Source organism: Sphingobium agrisoli, assembly GCF_041877245.1.
Taxonomy (GTDB): domain Bacteria; phylum Pseudomonadota; class Alphaproteobacteria; order Sphingomonadales; family Sphingomonadaceae; genus Sphingobium.
The window spans coordinates 46,866-69,266 of the sequence record NZ_JBHDJI010000007.1 but is presented as its reverse complement, the minus strand read 5'-3'; the positions used below and the strand labels follow the sequence as shown (position 1 = coordinate 69,266).

At 66.7% G+C, this 22,401-nt stretch carries 17 protein-coding genes; 5 read left to right on the top strand and 12 right to left on the bottom strand.

Features of this window, described 5'->3' with window-relative positions; genetic code table 11:
• Nucleotides 1–10: 10 nt before the first annotated feature.
• The 8 genes from ACETPF_RS12595 to ACETPF_RS12560 all read right to left on the bottom strand — a co-directional run bounded on the left by ACETPF_RS12595 (nt 11) and on the right by ACETPF_RS12560 (nt 6,065).
• Nucleotides 11–547, bottom strand: coding sequence for a hypothetical protein (locus tag ACETPF_RS12595; RefSeq protein ID WP_373934845.1), 537 nt, complete (start codon nt 545–547; stop codon nt 11–13).
• Between the two features lie 13 nt (nt 548–560).
• Nucleotides 561–1,115, bottom strand: a complete 555-nt coding sequence (locus ACETPF_RS12590; protein WP_373934844.1) for a demethoxyubiquinone hydroxylase family protein — start codon at nt 1,113–1,115, stop codon at nt 561–563.
• On the bottom strand, nt 1,112–1,591 hold the full coding sequence (locus ACETPF_RS12585; protein WP_373934843.1) for a disulfide bond formation protein B: 480 nt from the start codon (nt 1,589–1,591) through the stop codon (nt 1,112–1,114). The genes ACETPF_RS12590 and ACETPF_RS12585 overlap by 4 nt, the downstream gene beginning before the upstream one ends.
• 137 nt (nt 1,592–1,728) lie before the next feature.
• Nucleotides 1,729–3,081 carry a S41 family peptidase gene (locus tag ACETPF_RS12580; RefSeq protein WP_373934841.1) on the bottom strand — a complete coding sequence of 451 codons (1,353 nt, stop codon included), beginning with the start codon at nt 3,079–3,081 and terminating at the stop codon, nt 1,729–1,731.
• Nucleotides 3,082–3,200: 119 nt separating this feature from the next.
• The gene (locus tag ACETPF_RS12575) at nt 3,201–4,436 is read right to left on the bottom strand and encodes a murein hydrolase activator EnvC family protein (RefSeq protein ID WP_373934840.1); all 1,236 of its coding nucleotides are present in this window, start codon (nt 4,434–4,436) and stop codon (nt 3,201–3,203) included.
• 47 nt (nt 4,437–4,483) lie between these two features.
• Nucleotides 4,484–4,906 carry a 23S rRNA (pseudouridine(1915)-N(3))-methyltransferase RlmH gene (locus tag ACETPF_RS12570; RefSeq protein WP_373934838.1) on the bottom strand — a complete coding sequence of 141 codons (423 nt, stop codon included), beginning with the start codon at nt 4,904–4,906 and terminating at the stop codon, nt 4,484–4,486.
• 127 nt (nt 4,907–5,033) lie between these two features.
• Complete coding sequence (gene rsfS, locus ACETPF_RS12565; protein ID WP_373934837.1) at nt 5,034–5,423, bottom strand: ribosome silencing factor; 390 nt, start codon at nt 5,421–5,423, stop codon at nt 5,034–5,036.
• A 12-nt stretch (nt 5,424–5,435) separates the two neighbouring features.
• Nucleotides 5,436–6,065 (bottom strand): nicotinate-nucleotide adenylyltransferase, encoded by a 630-nt coding sequence (locus ACETPF_RS12560; RefSeq protein WP_373934836.1) that lies wholly within the window; start codon nt 6,063–6,065, stop codon nt 5,436–5,438.
• A gap of 169 nt (nt 6,066–6,234) precedes the next feature.
• On the opposite strand from ACETPF_RS12560, the gene ACETPF_RS12555 reads away from it, so the two are divergent.
• Complete coding sequence (locus ACETPF_RS12555; RefSeq protein WP_373934835.1) at nt 6,235–6,798, top strand: DUF7010 family protein; 564 nt, start codon at nt 6,235–6,237, stop codon at nt 6,796–6,798.
• 107 nt (nt 6,799–6,905) lie between these two features.
• Here the strand turns inward: ACETPF_RS12555 and ACETPF_RS12550 are convergent, their stop codons facing one another.
• Together ACETPF_RS12550 and ACETPF_RS12545 are read right to left on the bottom strand one after the other, a co-directional pair.
• On the bottom strand, nt 6,906–8,354 hold the full coding sequence (locus tag ACETPF_RS12550) for a DNA recombination protein RmuC (protein ID WP_373934834.1): 1,449 nt from the start codon (nt 8,352–8,354) through the stop codon (nt 6,906–6,908).
• Nucleotides 8,355–8,550: 196 nt separating this feature from the next.
• The gene (locus ACETPF_RS12545) at nt 8,551–9,735 is read right to left on the bottom strand and encodes an aminotransferase (RefSeq protein ID WP_373934833.1); all 1,185 of its coding nucleotides are present in this window, start codon (nt 9,733–9,735) and stop codon (nt 8,551–8,553) included.
• Nucleotides 9,736–10,074: 339 nt separating this feature from the next.
• Between ACETPF_RS12545 and ACETPF_RS12540 the strand changes: the two genes are divergently transcribed.
• The 3 genes from ACETPF_RS12540 (at nt 10,075) to ACETPF_RS12530 (ending at nt 17,491) form a co-directional block, all read left to right on the top strand.
• Nucleotides 10,075–16,191, top strand: a complete 6,117-nt coding sequence (locus ACETPF_RS12540) for an SdiA-regulated domain-containing protein (protein ID WP_373934832.1) — start codon at nt 10,075–10,077, stop codon at nt 16,189–16,191.
• Nucleotides 16,192–16,514: 323 nt separating this feature from the next.
• A complete protein-coding gene (locus ACETPF_RS12535) occupies nt 16,515–17,207 on the top strand; it encodes a Bax inhibitor-1/YccA family protein (RefSeq protein ID WP_373935055.1) in 693 nt (230 codons plus the stop codon).
• Nucleotides 17,207–17,491, top strand: a complete 285-nt coding sequence (locus ACETPF_RS12530; RefSeq protein WP_373935054.1) for a TFIIB-type zinc ribbon-containing protein — start codon at nt 17,207–17,209, stop codon at nt 17,489–17,491. The genes ACETPF_RS12535 and ACETPF_RS12530 overlap by 1 nt, the downstream gene beginning before the upstream one ends.
• A 64-nt stretch (nt 17,492–17,555) precedes the next feature.
• On the opposite strand, the gene polA is transcribed toward ACETPF_RS12530, so the two are convergent.
• On the bottom strand, nt 17,556–20,342 hold the full coding sequence (gene polA, locus ACETPF_RS12525) for a DNA polymerase I (RefSeq protein WP_373934831.1): 2,787 nt from the start codon (nt 20,340–20,342) through the stop codon (nt 17,556–17,558).
• Between the two features lie 107 nt (nt 20,343–20,449).
• Here polA and ACETPF_RS12520 point away from each other — a divergent pair, with 107 nt between their 5' ends.
• Nucleotides 20,450–21,253: a transporter gene (locus ACETPF_RS12520; protein WP_373934830.1), complete on the top strand. Its 804-nt coding sequence runs from the start codon at nt 20,450–20,452 to the stop codon at nt 21,251–21,253.
• 3 nt (nt 21,254–21,256) lie between these two features.
• On the opposite strand, the gene ACETPF_RS12515 is transcribed toward ACETPF_RS12520, so the two are convergent.
• Nucleotides 21,257–22,393 (bottom strand): serine hydrolase, encoded by a 1,137-nt coding sequence (locus ACETPF_RS12515; protein ID WP_373934829.1) that lies wholly within the window; start codon nt 22,391–22,393, stop codon nt 21,257–21,259.
• Nucleotides 22,394–22,401: the final 8 nt, after the last annotated feature.

Here is a 22,401-nt window from a genome sequence, read left to right as displayed (position 1 = left end):
CGCCCTTCCGTCACTGCTGGGGCGCGGGCGCAGATTGGGCGGCGGCCTTTTCCTCGGCCTTCACCCGCGCTTCGATCGCTTCGCTGTCGGCGTCGATGGTGGAGAGGCGACGGGCGCGCTCGGCTTCGACCAGATCCTTCCAGCTGGCGTCGTTTGCCGCCTGCCGCTCCGCCTTGGCGAGGCGGGCGAGCTGCGCGAAGCAGCCGGTCGCGCCGCCGCCGCCGACCGGCGAGCAGCTTTCGGTGCCGGAACGGCCGATATATTCCATCGACCGGACGCGCTCGCCCCACGCCTGGTTGCTGGGGTTGTTGGGATCGCCGCGCAGCGGTTCGGGGATGCGGTAGCGTTCCTCCTCGCCCTTGCGCGCGCACACGACGATCTCGCTGCCCTGGCTTTGCGGGCAGGCGTCGTCGCCATAGACGATGACGAGATTGACCTTCTCGTTACCATTGTCGGTCACAGCGGTGGGCACGGTCGCCTGCTGCGCGACCGCGGGCGCGGACCCGGCCATCAGGGCGAGCGCGGCGATCATCAGGGGCTTGCTCATCATCTCGTCCTTCTCAGATGCGCTTCGACAGCGCGATGGCGGCGCGGCAGCCGAGGCGAATCGCGCCCGACAGCAGCGGATAGGCGGGGGCCTGCTCGGCGCCATGGGTGATGGCGGCGTCGCGATGCTCGACCTCCTCCGCCTGGAAATCCGCAATGGCGTGGGCGAGTTCCGGGTCTTCGTCGCCCAGTTGCTCCAGCTGCTCGGCATAATGGCGGTCGATCTCGGTCTCGATCGCGGCGGTGCAGGCCATGGCGGCCTGAGGCCCGATCGCGGCAGTGACTGCGCCCAGCGCGAAGCCGGCGACATCCCACACGGGCTTCAGGAGGGTGGGGCGAACCCCGCGCCGCGCGATCATCGCGTCGAACGCCTGGCGGTGGCGTTCTTCCTGGCTCGCCATCCCGGCGATGATCCGCGCAAAGGGGTGGCGGTCGCCCATGACGGCGAGCTGGCCGGCATAGATGCGGGTCGCGCCATATTCGCCCGCCTGATCGACCCGCAGCATGGCGGCGCGATCGGCTTCGCTCAGCCTCGTGCCCGGCCGGGGAAAGGGCCTGGTCTCGCTCATGGCTTCCTCCATCGCAGCAGCAGGGCCAAGATGGCGAGCGCGGCCGCGCCGGACAAGAGGCCGTTATAGCCGGCGATCGAAATGCCGAAGAGCGACCAGGGGGCAGCGTCGCAGCGGGTGAGCGGGCTCGCCATGATCTGGTTCAATATGTCGGCGCCCGAGCCGCCGCCGCTGGTCGAACAGGCGGTCAGCCCCTGCCACCAATGATATTCGACGCCGGCGTGGAACAGGCCGATGAGCCCGCTGATGCCGATGGCGAGGCCCGCAAGGCCGGCGAACAGCGCGCTCCAGCAGGGGCGGCCCTTCAGCGCATAGGCGATGAGCGCCAGGGGCACGGCGGCGAAATGGGGGTAACGCTGCCACCAGCACATCTCACAGGGGGGGAGGCCGCCGATATACTGGAAGGCATAACCGCCGCCGAGCAGCGCCAGCGGCGTCAGCAGGGCGAGGGCGCGGGCGAGGGGGAGGCTCTTCATGGCACTCGCTTAAAGCCTAAGGCGGCTTTCGTCATGCTGAACTTGTGCATGAACGCAGACCCCGTTCGCCCCGAGCGAAGTCGAAGGGCGCGCGTGCCCTTCGACTTCGCTCGGGGCGAACGGAGGTTGGTGTAGAGCTACTTGGTCGCCGGCTTGCGCGCGGCCGTCTGCGCCTGCGCGATCGTCGCGCCGGGGGTGCTGGCGAGGCGGGCGATGGTTTTCAGCGCATAGTCGAGCTGGAAATCCTCGACGCCCTTCTTCTTAAGCTCGTCGGCGCTCATGGCGAAGCGGGGATCGTCCTTGCTGTCCTCCTCCAGCGCGGCGTCGTCGGTCTTGATCTCGTTGATGAGGTGACGGCGCAGGTCGCTTTCGCGGAATTTGGGGCGGTTCTTGTAGTCGGGGTCGGACAGCTGCGGCACGCGGATGTCGGGCTGGATGCCGCCTTCCTGCACGCTGCGGCCCGAGGGCGTGTAGTAGCGCGCGGTGGTCAGCTTGAGCGCGGTGGTGTTGCTCAAGGGCAGCATGGTCTGGACCGAGCCCTTGCCGAAGCTGCGTTCGCCCATCACGAGCCCGCGATGCTGGTCCTGAAGCGCGCCGGCGACGATTTCCGACGCGGACGCCGACCCAGCATCGACCAGCACGATGACCGGCAGCCCCTTGGCGTCGTCACCGGGCTTGGCATAGTAACGCTCGACATCGCCCTTCGCCCGTCCACGCTGCGACACGATTTCACCGCGTTCCAGGAAGGCGTCGCTGACGCTCACCGCCTCGTCCAGCAGACCGCCCGGGTTGGAGCGCAGGTCTAGGATATAGCCGGTGGGCTTGTGGCCCAGGCTCTTGTCGATGCTGCGGATCGCCGAGCGCACGTCCGCCCCGGTATTGGCCGAGAAGCTGACGATGTTGATGACGCCGATATTGTTCTTCACTTCCCATTTGACGGGCTTCAGCTGAATGATCTCGCGCGTCAGGGTGAGGTCAATCGGCTTGTCGCGGCCGGCGCGCACGATGGTGAGCTTGAGGCTGGTGCCGGGCGCGCCGCGCATCTTGTCGACCGCTTCGTCCAGCGTGCCGCCATAGATGAGCTGCCCGTCGATATGGGTGATATAGTCGCCCGCCTTGATCCCCGCGCGCCAGGCGGGGGTGTCCTGCGTGGGCGCAATCACCTTGACCGCGCCATCCTCCTGCGTGACCGAGAGGCCAAGGCCGCCATAGCTGCCTTCCGTCTGGGTACGGAGATTCTGGAAGTCGCGGGCGTCGAGGAAGCTGCTGTGCGGATCGAGGCTGGCGAGCATCCCGTCGATCGCGCCCTTGATCAGCTTTTCATCGTCGACCTTCTCGACATAGTCGGAGCGGACCTTCTGGAACACATCCATGAATTCATCGAGCGCCTTGTAGCTCGACGCCTCCCCATCGGCGAGCGCGGCGGTGGTGGCGGGGATGAGCGCGAGCGCCCCGAGCGCAATCGCGCCCTGGAGGAAGGTGGATTTCATGGGGGTTCCTGGAGTCCGCATCGAAGCCTTCAATATAGGGCGATTCGCACCGCAACGCAAAAGCGCGCTTCGACCGGGTGTCGCCGATCAACGATGAGCGTCGGGTTAATGGGGGCCGATTATCCCAGCCCCACCAGCGGCACGATGTCCACGGGGCGGCCGTTGCGGCGGAGTTCCACGGTGATGTTGGGGCGTTCCGCGCCGGTGATGCCGACGGGATCGCCCTGCCGCACCATGTCGCCGACCTGGGCGGTGACGCGGTGGAGGCCGGTGATGAGGGTGGTCCAGCCCTGCCCATGGTCGATGATGAGGATCTGGCCATAATCGCGATAGGGGCCGGCGAAGGCGATGCGGCCGGCGGTGGGAGCAATCGCCTGCGCGCCGGGTTGCGTGACAAGAGTGAGCCCGCGCGAGCGGACGCCGCCGTCATTGACTTCGCCCATGCCGGTGACGAGCTGGCCGATGACGGGGAGGCGGTAGGCGGGCGGGCCGCTGGCGCGGCGTTCGCGTTCGGGGGCCGGCGCGGCGGCGTCGCTGGGGCGGGCGGGGCGGAGCAGGGGGCCGGAGAGGGCGGCAAGCCGGTCGCGCAGGTCGCCGGCTTGCTCCAGCCGGTCCATGAGGTCGACGATGTCGCGCGCCTTTTCGCCCAGCGCCAGCGCCCGTTCGCTTTCGAGGCCGGCATTGGCGCGATAGTCGCGGGCGGCGATGCGCTTTTGCGCCTCCAGCGCGGCGAGCGCGTCCTGCCGCTGCTGACGGTCGCTTTGCGCGCGGGCGAGCGAGTCGGCGGCCTGCTGAGCGGTGGCGCGAAGGGCGCGGCTCCTGTCCAGTTCCTGCCGAAGGCCGGCGGTGCGCTGTTCGATCACCGGGAGCACCTGTCCCAGCACGGCGCGCATATGGACGGCGTCGGCGACCGATCCGGGCTGAACCAGCGCGAGCGCGAGGGGGCGGCGGGCCATCATCTGGAGCGCGGCGGTGAGGCGAACCACCGGCTCCTGCCTGGCGGCGAGGCGGGCGGCCTGGGCGCGCTGCTGGCGGGCGATGATGGCGATGCGGGCGCGAGCGGCGGCGATGTCCGCCTCCGCCTGCTGGATGCGGGCGGCGAGCGCGGCGGCGCGGCGGCGGGCCTGCTCGGCCTCGTCGCGGGCAAGGGTCGCCTGCTGCTCCAGCCGGGCGGAACGGTCGCGCGCCTCGTCCGACTGACGGCGCGCGTCCCTGAGCGCCTGCTGCTCCTGCGCCAGGGTGGTGCCGGCGGTGCCGGGGAGGATGATCGCGCTGTCGGGCGCGGCGGGCAGGCGCGTGGCGGCGAAGGCCGCAAGGCCCGCCAGTCCGCTCGCGATGAGGAAAGCCCGCTTCACTTCACGTCCCCGATTTCCGCCTGAGTAGGGGGAAAGGGAGGATGTGGCTAGCCTTCGCGGTGATAGGGGTGGCCCGAGAGGATCGAGCAGGCGCGCCAGAGCTGTTCGGCCAGCATCGCGCGGGCCATCATGTGCGGCCAGGTCATCGCGCCGAAGGCGATGAGCAGGTCGGCGTTCTGGCGATCGGCATCATCGAAGCCGTCGGCCGCGCCGATCAGGAAGCGGCATTCGCGCGTGCCTGCGTCGCGCCAGCCCTCGATCCGGCGGGCGAAGTCGAGGGAGGTAAGCTGCCTGCCCTTTTCGTCCAGCATCACCGTGACGGTGCCGGGCGGCGCGGGGGGCAGCTTGCCGCCCCGGTCGGGGATTTCGGTGATGCGGTGGGGCATGGTCAGCCGCTTCATATAGCGATCGACCAGATCGGCCTCCGGCGAGCGGCCAATTTTCCCGCGGGCGATGATGTGGAGGAGCATCTAGGACTTACCCGTTCGTTTCGAGCACAGGTTCGAGCCTGTCGAGACCGACGTCGAGAAGGCTGTTCTCGATACGGCTTCTCGGCTTCGCTCGAAACCTATTCGAACCGAACGGTCATAGGGCCGCTCAGGCGCTGCCTGCGACCGGCGCGTCGACGAAGCCCCACATGCGTTCCAGATTGTAGAAGCTGCGGACTTCGGGCTTGAACAGGTGCACGATCACGTCGCCCGCGTCGATCAGCACCCAGTCGGCGACCGGGAGCCCTTCGACCCGCGCGGAGCGGCCCGTTTCCTTCTTGATCCGCTCGGCGAGATGCTGGGCCATCGCCGCGACCTGACGCGACGAACGACCGCTCGCGATCACCATATGATCGGCGATGCTGCTCTTGCCTTCCAGGGGGATGGAGATGGTTTCCTGCGCCTGGTCGTCGTCGAGCGATTGCATGACAAGGGCGTGCAGGGCGGCCACGGATTCGGCGCTGGCGGCCGTATCGTTGGCGGGGGCGAGATTAGTCAAATATACTCCAATCTAGACGATATACCGGCGCGTGAGCGGATCGCGCACACACGTTGCTTCATATTCGCGATGCCAGAGGGGGTCCGCCTGCCGCAGCAGGGTCGCCGATCTTGGATCAGGGCGGAAGCGCAATAGCACGAGCGCCGGCACTCTCCAATTCGTCCAGTCTGCACTCTGGCGCGCGGGCCGGACGAAGCGCCGCAGCCAGCTCATGGCCGCAGAGCCACGGGCTGCACCATCATAACCCGGTCGGGCGATCACGGCAATGGGCAAAAGCCGGGCTATGCCGCGCCAGTCCCTCCACTGGCCGAACTGGGCGAGATTGTCCCCGCCCATCAGCCAGATGAAGTCGTGGCGGGGGTAACGGCGGGAGAGGGCTTTGAGCGTGTCGATGGTGTAGCGGGTGCCGAGGTGCCGCTCGATCGCGGTGGCGCGAATGGGGGCGCGGCGGGCGACCCGCTGTGCGCGGGCCAGGCGGGCGGGGAGCGGGGCCATGCCCTTTGCCGCTTTTAGCGGATTGCCAGGCGAGACGAGCCACCAGACTTCGTCCAGCCCGAGCGCCCGCGCCGCGAACAGCGATATGGCGCGGTGGCCGCCATGCGCGGGATTGAAGGAGCCGCCGAGCAGGCCGATGCGTGTCATGCTGGCGTTATGGAGGTTCGGGAATATCGGAGCAAGGCTGCGTCGGATTGTCCATCTCGTGCCCTTCAAGAGCCATATCCAGTCGAGCGATCTGGCCAGCCAGCGCTGACATTCGGAGCGAAACAGGTTATTGCGTTGCGGCAACGATATTGTTGATGGGGGTGATCCGATGACGGACTATTCGACTATCTCGCTTGCCGAAGCGAGACGGGAGTATCTCGCGACCAGCACCATCGCCATGCCGATCGGCGGCCTGCTGGCATGGGCGGCTTTGGCGATCGCCGCCTATGTCCTTGGCGACCGGCTGCCCCCCATCGCGATATTCATCACGGCAGCGATACCGGTCCCGCTCGCCCTGTTGATCGATGCGGCGCGCGGCCAGTTGCGATACTGGTCGCAAGCCAGGCGCAATCCCATAACCCAGCTGTTCCTGCGCTTCATAACCGTCATTGCCCTTATGATCCCGTTCGTGGTGATCGCGGTGCGCGCCGCCAAGGATCTCGATCTGTTGATCCTCGGTCTCGCCATCCTTGCCGGCATGATCTGGGTGCCGCACGGATGGGGCGCGGACGACCGGGCGGGGTTTGTGCATTTCGTGATGCGGGCGCTGTTATGCTATGCCGCGTATCTGCTGTTGCCGGATGACGTGCGTGGCGCGGGCATCGCCGCGGCGGCGGCATTGACCTATGTCTATGCCATCATCGCAATGAAAAAGCCGTCTTCCGTCCGTTAAGGCCAATCAGCCGCATGGTGTGACACATGTGCTGCCGACTTTGCGATGCGGTTCCCGTGCGATAACGGACAGATTCCGATGCCTGGTCGCGAGACGTGTCTGTGCCGTCATTCGGCAGCCGGCAACGCGCGCGCTTCGTCCGATTGCGCGTCCCGTATCAGCAGTTCCAGCGGTTCCACCGCGTCGATCTCCTTCCCGCCGGTTTCGACGTTGAGATCGCGGAAGCGGCGGCCGGCGGGCAGGACGCTGCGGTCGAAGCTGCCGACGAACTTGTTGTAATTGTCGACCGCGCTGGTGAGGCCGGAGCCGAGGCGCTTCAGGTGCGTGGCGGCGGTGGCGAGGCGTTCGTAGAGCTGCTTGCCGAGTTCCGCGACCTCGCGGGCCTGGTCCTGCATCTTGGCCTGACGCCAGTGGCCGGCAAGGGTGCGGGCCAGCGGCAGGAAGGTCGCGGGGCCGCAGATGATGACCCGGTTGCGGGCGGCGCGTTCCCACAGGTCCATATCGGCTTCGAGGGCGGCAGTGACGAAATTGTCTCCGGGGACGTACATGATGACGAAGTCCGGCGCCTTGGCGAACTGTTCCCAATAGGCCTTGCGCCCCAGCGCGTCGGCATGGGTACGCACGGCGCGGGCGTGGTCGGCGAGGTGGCGGTCGCGCAAGGTCGGATCGACCTGATCGACCGCGTTCAGATAGGCTTCGAGCGAGCATTTGACGTCGACCACCAGCTGCTGGTCGCCAGGCAGGCGGATGATGAAGTCGGGGCGCAGCCGGCCTTCCTCCACGGTTACAGAGACTTCCTCCTGAAAGTCCACGAAGGGGGATAGGCCGGCGGTTTCGATGAGGTTCTTGAACTGCTGTTCGCCCCAGCGGCCGCGCGTCTTGGGCGCGGCGCGCAGCGCGTTGACGAGCTTGGCGGTTTCCTCGGTGACGCGGCCCTGGCCCTGCTGCACCTGGACGATCGCCTCGCGCAATTCGGCATAGCTGCCGACGCGCTCCTTTTCGACGCGGGCCAGCCCTTCCTCATAGCGTTTGAGGGTGGTTTCCACGGGATTGAGGAGGGTCTTCAACTGCGCCTCGCTCTTCTCGTTCGCCTGGGCGAAGCGCTGGTCGGCGCGGGTGAGGAACTGGGTCTGGGCGCTTTCGAGCAGGCGGCCGCCGATTTCGCTGAACTGGGCGGAAAGCTGTTCCTTCGCGTCGCGCAGCGCCACGATCTGCGCCTCGAAGGCTTGCGCGCGGGCCTGGGCATCGGAGCGCAGGGCGGCGAGATCGCGCAGGGCGGCCTCGCGCTCGGAGCGAAGCGTGTCGATCTGGCGGGCGGCGTCGGCCTGTGCCGATTCGAGGCGGGCCGTCTGGGCGGCGGCCTGGGCGACGCGCTCCTGCCCGACCGCCAGTTCGGCGATGGCGGCATTGCGCTGGGCGGTCGCGGTGTCGAGGCGGGCGGCGAGGTCGGCCTTTTCAGCGGCGAGCGGCGCGAGAGCGCGGCCGCGCAGCAGCCAGCCGGCGAGAAGGCCCGCCAGCAACGCAACGACGATCGAAAAGGCGGCGAGGCTGTCCATATGCTTCCCTGACAAGAACGAAAGGCGAACTTAGCGGAGGGGGGCGGCGGGGGCAAGTTGGACAGCGAGTTGGACAGCTGTACGCGGTGTAAAATATCATTAGGTAGCTAACGAACTATCCGCCGTCACGCCGCCTGCGCCATGAGAGCGGGGGCTGGTGCTGGTCGCCGTGCCGGCCCTGGGCGCGCCCCAAGCGTCAGAGGAGCGAGGCGCGGAAGGCCGCGAGGCGTTCGATCGCCTGATCGAGGGTCGCGTCGCTCTTGCAGAAGCAGAGCCGCACGAGATGGGCGACGGGATCGTGGGGGTAGAAGGCGGAAATGGGGATCGCCGCCACGCCGGCATCCGCGATGATCCGTTCGCAGAAGGCGACATCGTCGAGCGGGATGCCGGAGGCGGGGAGGTCGATCGTCAGGAACCAGGTCGCGCCGCTGGGCTGCACGGCATAGCCGGCGGCGGTCAGCCCCGCCGCCAGCCGGTCGCGCGACGCCTGGTTGGCGGCGCGCTGATCGTCGAACCAGGCATCGGGCCAGGCCAGCGCCTCCGCCACCGCCCATTGCAGATTGGGCGGGGTGGTGAAGGTCAGGAACTGGTGCGCGCGGGCGAGCAGGGTGGCGATGGGCGGGGCGGCGCACATCCAGCCGACCTTCCAGCCGGTAACGGCAAGGATCTTGCCCGCCGACCCGATCTTGACCGTGCGGTCGCGCATACCGGGGAACGCCATCAGCGGGCGATGGCGGCGGCCGTCATAGGTGAGCTGTTCCCACACTTCGTCGCAGATGGCGATGAGGTCGTGTTCCACGCAGATTTCCGCCAGCAAGGCCAGTTCTTCGTCGCGCAGGACGATGCCGGTCGGGTTGACCGGGTTGTTGAGCAGCAGCAGCCGGGTGCGGGGGGTGATCGCTTCGGCCAGCGCCTCGCGCGTGATGCGCCAGTCAGGTGGGGCGAGGGTGAGGACGCGGGCTACGCCTCCGGCGCGCTCCACCAGCGGGAGATAGGCGTCGTAGAGCGGTGCGAGCAGAAGCACTTCGTCACCGGGCCGCACCAGCGCGAGCAGGGTGGCGGCGATCGCCTCGGTCGCGCCGGAGGTGACGATGACTTCCGGCGGCGTGAGGTCGAGATGCTGGTGGCGGGCATAATGGTCCGCCACGGCGGCGCGGAGTTCGGGAAGGCCGGGTGCGGGCGGATATTGGCTGGAGCGGGTGAGCAGCGCGTTGGCCGCCGCCTCCAGCACCGCGCGGGGGCCGGGGCCTTCGGGAAAGCCCTGCCCCAGGTTGATCGCCCCGGTTTCCCGCGCGCGCGCCGACATATGTTCGAAGATGGTGGCGGGCATGGCGCGATAGACCGGGTGGCCGATCGGCGCGCGGGCGGGGGTGTCGATCATTGTCGCCGGTCTGCCGCGACCGGCGGACGGACGCAAGGGGGGCGGCGGGGGGATATTGGCGATCCAGGAGCAAGTAAAAGCGTCCATGGGGCGGCAGTCGGTCAATATTTGGTAATATAAATGCGGCCGGGGCCGTAATGAAACATACATAAGGGAAATTTAACCACTGCATCCGCAAGGCGATTCGATTCGCGAGCGGGGCCTGGGGTGGAATAGCGTGCGGCATGATTGCCGCGCGACCAGTAGACTTGTCCCGATCCCGGCTCGATTGCTTCCGGCATATTCTGGGGCGGTGCGTGAAGCCATGAGGGCTGCGTGCCGGGGATTGGGAGCGTTGACATGGCTATGGATCTGGGCGGCGTCGCATTTGGCGGCGATGAATCGAACCTGCTGACCGGCGGAAGCGATACGATGACGGGGCCGGTCGGCCCGATCGCCAAGGCGAACGGCGGAACTGGCGCGCCCGCCCAGAATGGCAATGCGAGCGGCTATGGCAATATCAGCGACTATGGCGCCCTGCTGGCCAGCAGCTTCACTCCCGCGCCTGTGGATGCGCCCGCCGCGACCTTCGCCGACGCGCCGCCGCCGCCGGGCATCGACATCGACCTGTCGACCTATGTCATGATCGGCCGCTACGACCTGCCCGAACCCACGCGCACGGTCGCGCCTGTCGGCAATCTGCTGGGGCAGGAATCATCCGGCGTCACCTATAATTGGGACAGCAACACCCTCTTCATCATCGGCGACGGCGGCACCGCCATCACCGAAGTCAGCCTGACCGGCGAGCTGGTCAGCACGATGACGCTGGCGGCCGGTTCCAGCCCGCAGGGCACGACATTCTACGATACCGAGACGATCACCTATATCGGCAACGGCCAGTTCGTGTTCGCCGAGGAACGCTGGCGTCAGGCGGTGAAGTTCACCTATGTGGCGGGCGGCACGCTGACCCGCGACGCGGCGCAGACGGTGGACCTGGGCACCGACATCGGCAATGTCGGGCTGGAAGGGCTGACCTGGGATCCGCTGACCGGCGGCTTCATCTTCGTGAAGGAAAAAGACCCACTCGGCATCTTTCAGACGATGATCGACTTCGACAACGGCACGGCGAGCAACGGGTCGTCGACCACGGTCAACGGCACAAACCTGTTCGATCCGACCTTGCTGGGCCTGTCCGACCTGTCGGATGTCTATGCCTTTTCGAGCAATTCCGCCTTCGTGGGGACATCGCAGGAAGGCACGCTGCTGATCCTGAGCCAGGAAGCGGGCAAGGTGGTCGAGATCGACCGCGCCGGCAATATCCTGAGCACGCTGGTGCTGACCGCGCCCTTCACCCAAAGCGGCCTTTCGCTTCAGGCGATGACGGTCGAGGGCATTACCATGGACGCGCAGGGCCGCATCTACATCGTGAGCGAGGAAGGCGGCGGCGATTTCGACCATCCGCAGCTCTGGGTGTTCGATTCGGCCACTGGCCAGAACGAAGCGCCGACCGCGCTCGACCTGTCCAACGCGCTGACCGCCATCCTGGAAAACACCAATACGGCGAGCCGCGTGAAGGTCGCCGATCTGGTGCTGACCGACGATGGCCTGGGCAACAATCAATATAGCGTGACCGGCGCGGACGCCCAATATTTCGAGGTGGACAGCAGCGGCCTCTACATCAAGGCCGGCGTGACGCTCGATTACGAGACCAAGACCAGCTACAGCGTCACGGTCGAGGTGGACGATACGAGCGTCGGCAATACGCCCGACGCAAGCGTCGCCTACACCCTGGCCGTCACCAATGTGGTGAACGAGAGCGCGGCCGGGACGGTGGTCGTGTCCGAAGTCGCGCCCTGGGCGAGCGGCAATTCGACGCTGGGCGCCGACTGGTTCGAGATCACCAACACCGGCTCCACCGCGATCGACATCAGCGGCTGGAAGGTCGACGACAACAGCAATCTCTTCTCCGCCGCCGTGGCGTTGAGCGGCGTCACCAGCATCGCCGCGGGCGAATCGGTGATCTTCATCGAGAAGGGCAGCGCGGTCGACGCGACGACCCTCATCAACAGCTTCAAGTCGCTCTGGTTCGGCAGCAATGTGCCCGCCGCCATCCAGATCGGCACCTACACCGGCAGCGGCATCGGCCTTGGCACCAGCGGCGACGCGGTCAATATCTACAACAGCAGCGGCGTGCTCCAGGCCAATGTGAGCTTCGGCAGCTCGCCGGCCAGCGCGCCCTACGCGACCTTCGACAATGGGCTGGGGGCGAGCGGCGCTATCTCGACGCTGAGCGCCACCGGGACGCGCGGCGCCTTCGTCGCGGCCAACGCGTCGACCGAAATCGGATCGCCCGGCACGGTCGGCGGCGTTCCCGCCCCGGTCAACAAGGCCCCGACCGCGATCGGGCTGACCAGCGAGATCACCTCGATCGCCGAGAACAGCAGCACCACGAACCGCGTCAAGGTGGCCGGCATCGTCGTGACCGACGATGGCCTGGGCACCAACACCCTCGCCGTCACGGGCGCGGACGCCCAATATTTCGAGGTGGACAGCAGCGGCCTCTACATCAAGGCCGGCGTGACGCTCGATTATGAGACCAAGGCGAGCTATTCGGTCAATGTGACGGTGGACGACAGCAGCGTGGGGGGCACCCCCGACGCCAGCGTCGCCTTCACCATGACCGTGACCGACGTGAACGAGCCGACCATCCGCATCACCGAGGTCGCGCCCTGGTCAAGCGGCAACAGCCCGGTCGGGGCCGACTGGTTCGAGGTGACCAATTTCGGCGACACCGCGGTCGACCTGACCGGCTGGAAGATGGACGACAGTTCGGCGAGCTTCGCCAATGCCGTGTCGCTGACCGGCATCACCAGCATCGCGGCGGGCGAATCGGTCATCTTCCTCGAATCCAGCTCCGCCTCGATCGTCTCGACCTTCATCAGCAACTGGTTCGGCGGCTATGCGCCGGCGGGGCTCCAGATCGGCACTTACAGCGGCGCGGGCATTGGCCTGAGCACCGGCGGCGACGGCGTCGTGCTGTTCGACAGCGCCGGCGCGGTGCAGGCGGCGGTCGCCTTCGGCGCATCGCCGTCTTCCGCCCCCTATGGCACGTTCGACAATTCGGCGGGCCTGAACGGCGTCACCCTTTCGACCGTCAGCAGCGCGGGGACCAACGGCGCCTTCACCGCCGAAAACAGCCCGGCCGAAATCGGATCGCCCGGCGAGACCGGCCGCTTCACGCTCCAGCTTCTGCATTTCTCCGACGCTGAAGCCGGGGCACTGGCCCCTTCGACCGCCCATCTGCTTGCCGCGATGGTGGATGCGTTCGAGGATGATTACGCCAATTCGATCACGCTGGCGAGCGGCGACCTGTTCCTGCCCGGCCCGTTCCTGGCGGCGGGCACCGACCTGTCGATCAAGGGCGTGCTCAACCAGGTGAGCGGATCGACCATCTCGCTCGCGCCGGGGGTCAACATCCCGATCGGCGCGGTCGACGTGCAGATCATGAACCAGATCGGGGTGCAGCTTTCGGCCATCGGCAACCATGAGTTCGACCTTGGCTCGCGCGTGCTGCGCGACGCCATCTCGCCCAATCTGGGCGCGGCGGGCTATGTCGGGGCGAACTATGCCTATCTGTCGGCCAATCTCGATTTTTCGGGCGACGCCGATCTCAACCCGCGCTTCACCAACACGGTGGGCACGGGTACGTTCGCCAATGAGGAAGCGTCGGACCTGAAAGGGCGGATCGCGCCGTCGGCAGTGATCTACGAAGGCGGCGAGCCGATCGGCTTCGTCGGCGCGACGACGCAGATGCTGGAGCAGATCAGCTCGCCCAGCGGCACCGAGGTCAAAGGCTTCCCGACCGGTCCCGGCGCGAATGGCGAGACCAACGACATGGCGCTGCTCGCCGCCCAGCTCCAGGTCGCGATCGACGATCTGATCGCGCAGGGCGTGAACAAGATCGTGCTGGTCTCGCACCTTCAGGACTATCACTACGAACTGGCGCTCGCGCCGCTGCTCCATGGCGTGGACATCATCATCGCCGGTGGCAGCCATGCGCGGTTCGGCGACGCCGACGACACCGCCGTCGCCTTCCCCGGCCACAGCGCCGATTTCGACCAGACCTACCCGATCGTCACCACCAATGCCGACGGCAAGACGACGCTGATCGTCAACACCGACGGCGAATATACCTATCTCGGCCGGCTGGTCGTCGATTTCGACGCCAATGGCGACATCATCATGGACAGCGTGACCAACAATGTCCCGATCAACGGGGCCTATGCCTCCACGGTCGAGAATGTCGCCGATGCCTGGAACGACCATGACGGCGACCTCAGCGACACCGCCTTCGCCGACGGCACGCGCGGCGAGCAGGTGCAGGATTTGACTGAGGCGGTGAACGCGGTGATCGTCGCCAAGGACGGCAATGTCTATGGTTATACCGACGTCTATCTGGAGGGCGAGCGCTCGGCCGTCCGCACGCAGGAGACGAACCTGGGCAATCTGTCGGCCGACGCCAACGCCGCCGCCGCGCGCAAGGCGCTGGGCCTGGCCGACGATGTCGCGATCGTGTCGATCAAGAATGGCGGGGGCATCCGCGCCCAGATCGGCACGATCGTCAATGGCGACGATGGCGTGTCGGTGGTGAAGCTGCCACCCGAGACCGGCGGCGAGGTGAGCCAGCTCGACGTCGAGAATGCGCTGCGTTTCGACAACAAGCTGATGGTGTTCGACACGACCGCGCAGGGGCTGCTCAACATCCTCAATTCGCCCAACGCGCTGGCGCCCAACAATGGCGGTTTCATCCAGATCGGCGGTGTGCAATTCTCCTATGATCCGACCGCGGCGGCGGGCAGCCGGGTGCGCGACGTGGCGCTGGTCGATGCCGACGGCAACAAGGTCGCGATCATCGCCGAGGACGGCGTGGTCAACGCCTACGCCCCCGCGCTGATCCAGGGCATCGTGCTCAACTTCACCGCCAATGGCGGCGACGGCTATCTGTTCAAGGCCAATGCCAGCAATTTCCGCTATGTTCAGGTCGATGGCACGCTGTCGGCGGCGGTGGACGAGGCGCTGGACTTCACCGCCACCGCCACGATCGACACCTATGCCGGATCGTCGGCCAATCTGCTCGGTGAGCAGAAGGCGTTCGCCGATTATATGCAGGACCGCTACGGCACGCCGGAAACCGCGTTCGACGAGGCCGATACCGGCCAGGCGCTCGACACCCGCATCCAGAACCAGTCGGCGCGCGCCGACACGGTGCTGGTCGGTGACTTCATCCTGAAGGGCACGGCGGGCGCCGACGTGCTGATCGGCCGCGACGGCAACGATATGCTCACCGGTTTTGCCGGCAACGACGCGCTGCGCGGCGGATCGGGCAATGACAGGCTGAGCGGCGGCGATGGCAATGACCGGCTGACCGGCGGCACCGGCAACGACATCATCGACGGCGGCGCGGGCAACGACCTGATCTTCATGCGCGGCGCGAGCGGCGTCGACGCGATCGATGGCGGCGCGGGCACCGACCGGCTGCTGGCAGAGAGCGACAATACCCGTTTCGCCTTCAGTTCGATCACCGGGGTCGAGAATATTTCCGCCAACGGCCATGCCGATGTCGCCATCTACGGCACCAGCGCGGCCGACAATTTCGACTTTTCCGCGACATCGCTGGTCGGCATCACCGCGATCAACGCCGGGTCGGGCGACGACATCATCGTCGGCAGCGCCGGGGCGGATGTGATCCTGGGCGGGGGCGGCCTCGACACGCTGTCGGGCGGCGCCGGCAACGACATCATCGAAGGTGGCCTGAGCGCCGACACGATGAACGGCGGGTCGGGCGACGATGTGTTCCGCATCGGCCTTGCCAGCGGCTTCGATGCGATCGACGGCGGCGCGGACTTCGACAGCATCCTCGCCACCGCCGACAATGTCCGCATTGGGCTGACCGCGATCCGCAATGTCGAGCTGATTTCGGCGGATGGCCATGCCAATGTGACCATATCCGGTTACACCACCGACGATGTGCTGGACTTCAGCGGTACGACGCTGACCGGCATCGCGTCGATCAGCGGCCATTCGGGCGACGACCGGATCGTCGGCAGCGCCGCTGCGGACGTGATCATCGGCGGGAATGGCGCGGACCTGCTGACCGGCGGGGCGGGCAATGACCGCTTCGTCTATAACAGCTATTTCGAGAGCCGCACCGGCATCCGTGCCGACCATATCACCGACTTTGCGACCGGCGACCTCATCGACCTGCGCAATGTCGACGCCGACCTCAACACCGATGGCGTGCAGGCGTTCAGCTTCGTGGGCAGCGCCGCCTTCACCGATGTGGGCCAGCTGCGCGTCGCCACCGTGGGCGGGCAGACGGCGTTGCTCGGCAATGTCGCCGGGTCGCTCGGGTCCGACTTCATGATCATCCTCGACAACAATCACGCGCTTGTAAGCGCGGACCTGCTGCTCGTGTGACGCGCCGGACGCGCCTTCCTTCGGGAAGGCGCGTCCAGAGTTTATTGCGGCGGGCGGCGCCGCAAATGTAATAAAGTGTGTCCGTCGCCGCCATCCCTTGCAGCGCCGCGTTGGTCCTCCGATATAGCATATGCGGGCCGGGCCCCTCTGGCGACATGGATTTTCCCCCCTTGATCCTGTCGCGATGTCGGACCGCATCGAGTGCGCTCGGTGCAGGTTTTGCGACGCTTACAGCCCCCACTCCAGCGTCGCGGGAGACCGCACCGGGCTCACTCGAACCAACTATTGGATGGAGTGAGCTTGCCGTGAATAATCCCGTTCGTATGCCGGGCTATGGGGCCAGCCGGTCGGTCGACACCGACGCCGGGCTGCGCGCGCACATGCTGGGTATCTTCCGCAATATGGGCGTCGGCCTGGTCATCACCGGCCTCGTCGCCTTCGCCATCGCCAACACCCCGGCGCTGGCCGCCGCGATCTTCGGCACGCCGCTCAAGTGGGTGGCGATCTTCGCGCCGCTGGCGTTCATCTTCTTCTTCAGCTTCCGCATCGAGAAGATGACGACGGCGGGCGCGCGCATGGCCTTCTGGGCCTTTTCCGCCGTCATGGGCGTGTCGATGGCGAGCCTGTTCCTGGTCTTCACCGGGGCGAGCATCGCGCAGGCCTTCTTCTCGGCCGCGGTCATGTTCCTCGCCATGGCGCTGTGGGGTTATACCACGAAGCGCGACCTGACGAAGATGGGCAGCTTCCTCATCATGGGCCTGATCGGCATCATCGTGGCGGCGCTGATCAATGTCTTCATCGGATCGTCGGCGCTGGCAATGGTGGTTTCCATGCTGGCGGTGGTGATCTTCACGGGCCTGACCGCCTGGGACGTGCAGCGGATCAAGTCGGAATATTTCGTCTATGCCGGCCATGAAATGGCGGCGAAGATGCAGGTGATGGGCGCGCTGTCGCTCTACCTGAACTTCGTCAACCTGTTCCAGGCGCTGCTGAGCCTGACCGGCGAGCGCGAATGATGCGGGACACCGCTCAGGTGTCGGCCATGCTCTGTCCGGTCTGTCATGTCGGCCTCGCCATGACGGACCGGCAGGGGGTGGAGATAGATTATTGTCCCCAGTGCCGCGGCGTGTGGCTCGACCGGGGCGAACTCGACAAGATCATCGAGCGGTCGGCAGGCGGGATCGCGCCTGCGCCATCGACGGCTGCGCCGAGCTATCGCCCGGATCGCGGGCATTATGACCATGGGCCGGGGTTCCAGAGGAAGCGGAAGAAGAGCTTTCTGGAGGAATTGTTCGATTGATCCAGTTGCCGAAGAAGGACGTGAGATCCCAGCATTCGCTGGCATGACGGAAGTTATGAAAGCGTCAATGCGCCGCGCCCCAACTCGGCCCCGTGCCGATTTCGACGCCCAGCGGGACGCTCAGTTTCACGATCGGTTCCGCCGCCGTTTCCATGACCCGGCGGATCACGGTGCTGGCGGCGTCCACGTCAGCTTCCGGTAGCTCGAAGACCAGTTCGTCGTGAACCTGGAGGAGCATCCGCACGTTCGGCAGGCCGGCCGCCGCCAGCGCCGGTCCCATTCTTGCCATCGCCCGCTTGATGATGTCGGCGCTGGTGCCCTGGATCGGGGCGTTGATGGCGGCGCGTTCGGCGCCTTGGCGCTCATGCTGGATGGATGCGGAGATGCGCGGGAACCAGGTCTTTCGGCCGAAGAGGGTTTCGGTGTAGCCCGATCGCCGGGCCTTCTCGATCGTCTCGTTGATATAGACGCTGATGCCGGGGAAGCGCTCATAATAGCGGCTGATCATGTCCTGCGCCTCGTCCGCGCTGATTTCCAGCCGGCCGGCCAGGCCCCAGCGCGAGATGCCGTAGAGGATGGCGAAGTTGATCGTCTTGGCGCGGCCGCGCGTGTCGCGGTTGACTTCGCCGAAGAGTTGCTCGGCGGTGGCGGCGTGGATGTCCTCGCCCGCCGCGAAGGCCTCGCGCAGCGCGGGCACGTCGGCCATATGGGCGGCCAAGCGCAGTTCGATCTGGCTATAGTCTGCCGCCAGGATGACGTTGCCGGGTTCGGCGACGAAGGCGTGACGGATCTGACGGCCGACTTCGGTGCGGATCGGGATGTTCTGGAGGTTGGGATCGGTCGAGGACAGGCGGCCGGTCTGCGCGCCGGTCAGCGAATAGCTGGTGTGGACGCGACCCGTATCCTTGTTGATCTGCGCCTGAAGCGCGTCGGTATAGGTGGATTTGAGCTTCGACAATTGCCGCCATTCCAGAATCTTGGCGGCGATCGGCGCGCCCTGCGCCTTTAATTGTTCGAGGATGGTGACATCGGTGGAATAGGCACCCGACTTGCCCTTCTTGCCGCCCTTGTAGCCCATCTTGTCGAACAGGATCGCGCCAAGCTGCTGGGTCGATCCGATGGCGAAGGGCTGGCCGGCGATCTCGTGGATTTCCGTCTCCAGCGCGGCGATGCCGGCGGTGAATTCGGCGGACAGGCGGGAGAGCGCCTCGCGGTCGACCTTGATCCCTTCAAACTCCATGCCGGCGATCACGCCGACCAGCGGGCGGTCGACCAGTTCATAGACGCGGCTCGCCCCTTCGTTGGCGACGCGCGTCTTGAAGCGTTTCCAGAGGCGCAGCGTCACGTCGGCATCTTCGGCCGCATATTCGGTGGCGCGGTCGAGCGGGACTTCGCCGAACGTGATCTGGTTCTTGCCCGATCCGACCAGATCCTTGAAGCTGATGCACTGGTGATTGAGGTGGACGCGCGCGGCTTCGTCCATGCCGTGGCCGGCGAGCGATTGCCCGGCGTCGAGGTCGAAGCTCATGACGATGGTGTCGTCATAGGGCGCGACCTCTATGCCGTGCCGGCGCAGGACGGTGAGGTCATATTTGAGATTCTGGCCGACCTTGAGGACAGCGTCGTCCTCCAGCAGCGACTTGAGCTTCGCAAGCACGAGCGCCTTGTCCAGTTGCGGGGGTCGTTCGGCGAACATGTCGGTGCCGCCATGGCCGACCGGGATGTAGCAGGCGGCGTTCGGGCCGGTGGCGAGGCTCACCCCGACCAGGCCGCAGGACACGCAGTCGAGCATGTCCGTCTCGGTATCGACCGCAACTACGCCCTCCACTGTCGCCGCCGCGATCCAGCGGTCGAGCGCGTCCTCCGTCACCACGGTTTCATAGAGGCTGCGGTCGATCGCGGGTTCGTCGGCGAAGGTGGGTTGGGGCGGGGCGGCTTCGTCGGTGATTGCCGCCGCCGCCGCCGCGACCGCGACCGCCGCTGCGGGTGCCCCGAGGCGCCCGAGCAAAGTCTTGAAGCCATGATGCTCCAGGAACGCCTGCAACGGCTCCTTGGGGATGCCCTTGAGCGTCAGTTCCTCCAGCGGTTCGGGCAGATCCATGGTCTCGTGCAGCGCCACCAGCCGGCGCGACAGGCGGGCCATGTCGGCATGGGCGATGAGGTTTTCCTGCATTTTCGACTTCTTCATCAGCGGCGCTGCCTCCAGCGCCGCTTCGAGGCCGCCATATTCGGTGATGAGCTTCGCCGCCGTCTTGGGACCGATGCCGGGGATGCCCGGCACATTGTCCACGCTGTCGCCCATCAGCGCCAGCACATCGCCCAGCAGTTCGGGGCCGACGCCGAATTTGCCCACGACATAGTCCGCCCCGCGCCGCTCGTTCTTCATCGTGTCGTACATGTCGACGCCGGGCTGGATCAGCTGCATCAGATCCTTGTCGGAGCTGACGATGGTGACGTGCCAGCCCTGCGCCACCGCCGCCTTCGTATAGCTGGCGATGATGTCGTCCGCCTCGTACCCCGCCTCCTCGATGCAGGGGAGGGAGAAGGCGCGGGTCGCGTCGCGGATCATGGGGAATTGCGGCACCAGGTCTTCCGGCGGCGGCGGGCGGTGCGCCTTATACTGGTCGTACATGTCGTTGCGGAAGGTGTGCGAGCCCTTGTCCAGCACGACGGCCATATGGGTCGGCCCCTCGGCCCGGCCCAGTTCCTCGGCCAGTTTCCACAGCATCGTCGTATAGCCATAGACCGCGCCGACCGGCTGGCCGTGCCGGTTGGTGAGCGGCGGCAGCTGGTGATAGGCGCGGAAGATGTAGCCGGAGCCGTCGACGAGATAGAGGTGATTCTGGGTCATGGGCGAGGGGATAGCCGGGATGGGCGATCCTCTCCAGAGGGCGCGCGGGAACAAGCGGACGGCAGGATTATTTCTGGCTTGTTTCCAATGACGGGGTAAGGGGCGTCATGACTATCCGATCGATGATGCTCGCGGCGGTGCTGGCCGCCTGTCCTTCCCTGGCGTTGGCGCAGGACGAGCGGGAATTGTGCGCCGACCGCCCCGGTCTCGGCACGCCGCCCTGCACGGTGGCACCGGGGCGGGTGGTGGCCGAACTGGGCCTTGCCGACTGGACGCGCGAGAAGGACGCGCTAAGCCGCACCGATACGGTCGAGGCGGGCGACCTGCTGCTGCGCTTTGGCCTGACCGAGACGCTGGAGGCGCAGGTCGGCTGGACCGCCTATGGGCATGAACGGGCGCGCGATCGCATGACCGGGCTGGTCGATCGGAGCGACGGGGTGGGCGATGTGCGTCTTGCCCTGCGGCAAAATCTGCACAATCCCGACGGGTCGGGCTTTTCGGTCGCGGTCATGCCCTATGTCAGTGTGCCGACGGGCGGATCCACGATCGGCGCGGGCGACTGGGGCGCGGGGTTGCTGGTGCCGCTGAGCTTCGATTTGGGGAACGGGCTGTCGCTGGGCCTGACGCCGGAGATCGACGCGGCGGTGGACGAGGATGGCGACGGTCGGCACATAGCCTATGGCAGCGTGGCGGGTATCGGCATCGACCTGAGCGATCAGCTTTCGGCGTCGCTGGAAACCGCGCTGACCCGCGATGACGACCCGGCCGGGCACAACACGCAGGCGCTGGCCGGCCTGTCGATTGGCTGGCAGCCGTCGGACGAGGTGCAGATCGACGCCGGCCTCAATCTCGGCCTCAACCGGGACAGCCCCGACCGTGAGCTGTATCTCGGCATCACCCGGCGCTTCTGACGCCTATCGCGTTTCGTGGTTCGCCACGACCGCCTTCGCCACCGCCTGCATCAGCGCCCAGCGTTCGGGGATCGCCACCGTGGTCGATCCGATCATCACCGCGACCGCATAGCTGACCCCGTCGGGCGCGGTCATGATGCCGATGTCGTTGAAGCCGGTGGAGCGCGGCGGCAAGTCCTGCCCGGTCCCGGTCTTGTGCAGGTAGGACCAGCCCGGCGGCACCCCGCCCTTGATCCGCTGCGGCCCGGTCTTGGCCTCCTCCATGATGGAGAGCAGCAGCCGCGAGGAAGCAGGCGAGAGCATCTCGTTGCGCTTTAGTTTGGCGAGCGCCTGCACGATCGAGGCCGGGGCCGCGCCGTCCGGCGGATTGGCGAGATAATTGTCGAGCGCCTTCACACGCACCGACATGGGCAGCTTCGCGCGGGCGGCGTAGAAGTTGCGGCCGATCGCATAATCCTGCCGCCAGTCGAGGCCGGCGGTCGCCGATTGCATCAGCCGTTCGCCCGGACCGAAGCGGATGTCGCGGATGAGGCGGCGGGCGAGGAAGCCGCGCACCGCCTCCGGCCCGCCGACCGCGCGTAGCAGCGCATCATTTGCGGTATTGTCGCTTTGCGTCATCGCCCGGCGCATCAGGTCCGAATAGCTCGTGGTCCACGCGCCGTCCTTCGCCACCAAAGCGGCGGTCGGCTGGTGGAAGAGGGTGAGGTCGTTCCTGGTGATCGTGGTCGTGTCGAACAGGCGCAGCTTGCCGCGATCGACCGCGTCGAGGAAAGTCATCGACACCCAGAGCTTCGACACGCTCTGCTGCGGGAAGAGCGCGTTGCCGTTCCACGCCACGGTCCAGGGCGCGCCGATCCGGCGGACGGCGATGCCGACCTTGCCCTGAAAACTCTGCCCGAGATTGCGGACGACGCTGACGAGCGCCGGGGGCGGCTCCTCATTCTGGTCGATGTCCTGATACGGGAGCGGCGGATTGGCGACCGGGCGGATCGGCCATGTGCTGGTGGTGGGCTGCGGCTTTTGCGGCACGGCCGCCGCGGCCTGCGCCGCCGGCCGCTCGGGCGCGCTGACGCAGGCGGACAGGGCTGCGATCAACAGGACGAGGCGCGCGGACCCGCCCCGATTTTCATTGGACTTCATCAGTTACC

Coding starts and splice junctions, on each gene's coding strand:
- ACETPF_RS12555 (WP_373934835.1), top strand. CDS start 6,235: ATGACGGACTATTCGACTATCTCGCTTGCCGAAGCGAGACGGGAGTAT.
- ACETPF_RS12570 (WP_373934838.1), bottom strand. CDS start 4,906: ATGCTCCTCCACATCATCGCCCGCGGGAAAATTGGCCGCTCGCCGGAG.
- ACETPF_RS12550 (WP_373934834.1), bottom strand. CDS start 8,354: ATGGACAGCCTCGCCGCCTTTTCGATCGTCGTTGCGTTGCTGGCGGGC.
- ACETPF_RS12535 (WP_373935055.1), top strand. CDS start 16,515: ATGCCGGGCTATGGGGCCAGCCGGTCGGTCGACACCGACGCCGGGCTG.
- ACETPF_RS12590 (WP_373934844.1), bottom strand. CDS start 1,115: ATGAGCGAGACCAGGCCCTTTCCCCGGCCGGGCACGAGGCTGAGCGAA.
- ACETPF_RS12595 (WP_373934845.1), bottom strand. CDS start 547: ATGAGCAAGCCCCTGATGATCGCCGCGCTCGCCCTGATGGCCGGGTCC.
- ACETPF_RS12515 (WP_373934829.1), bottom strand. CDS start 22,393: ATGAAGTCCAATGAAAATCGGGGCGGGTCCGCGCGCCTCGTCCTGTTG.
- ACETPF_RS12520 (WP_373934830.1), top strand. CDS start 20,450: ATGACTATCCGATCGATGATGCTCGCGGCGGTGCTGGCCGCCTGTCCT.
- ACETPF_RS12530 (WP_373935054.1), top strand. CDS start 17,207: ATGCGGGACACCGCTCAGGTGTCGGCCATGCTCTGTCCGGTCTGTCAT.
- polA (WP_373934831.1), bottom strand. CDS start 20,342: ATGACCCAGAATCACCTCTATCTCGTCGACGGCTCCGGCTACATCTTC.
- ACETPF_RS12580 (WP_373934841.1), bottom strand. CDS start 3,081: ATGAAATCCACCTTCCTCCAGGGCGCGATTGCGCTCGGGGCGCTCGCG.
- ACETPF_RS12540 (WP_373934832.1), top strand. CDS start 10,075: ATGGCTATGGATCTGGGCGGCGTCGCATTTGGCGGCGATGAATCGAAC.
- ACETPF_RS12585 (WP_373934843.1), bottom strand. CDS start 1,591: ATGAAGAGCCTCCCCCTCGCCCGCGCCCTCGCCCTGCTGACGCCGCTG.
- ACETPF_RS12545 (WP_373934833.1), bottom strand. CDS start 9,735: ATGATCGACACCCCCGCCCGCGCGCCGATCGGCCACCCGGTCTATCGC.
- ACETPF_RS12560 (WP_373934836.1), bottom strand. CDS start 6,065: ATGACACGCATCGGCCTGCTCGGCGGCTCCTTCAATCCCGCGCATGGC.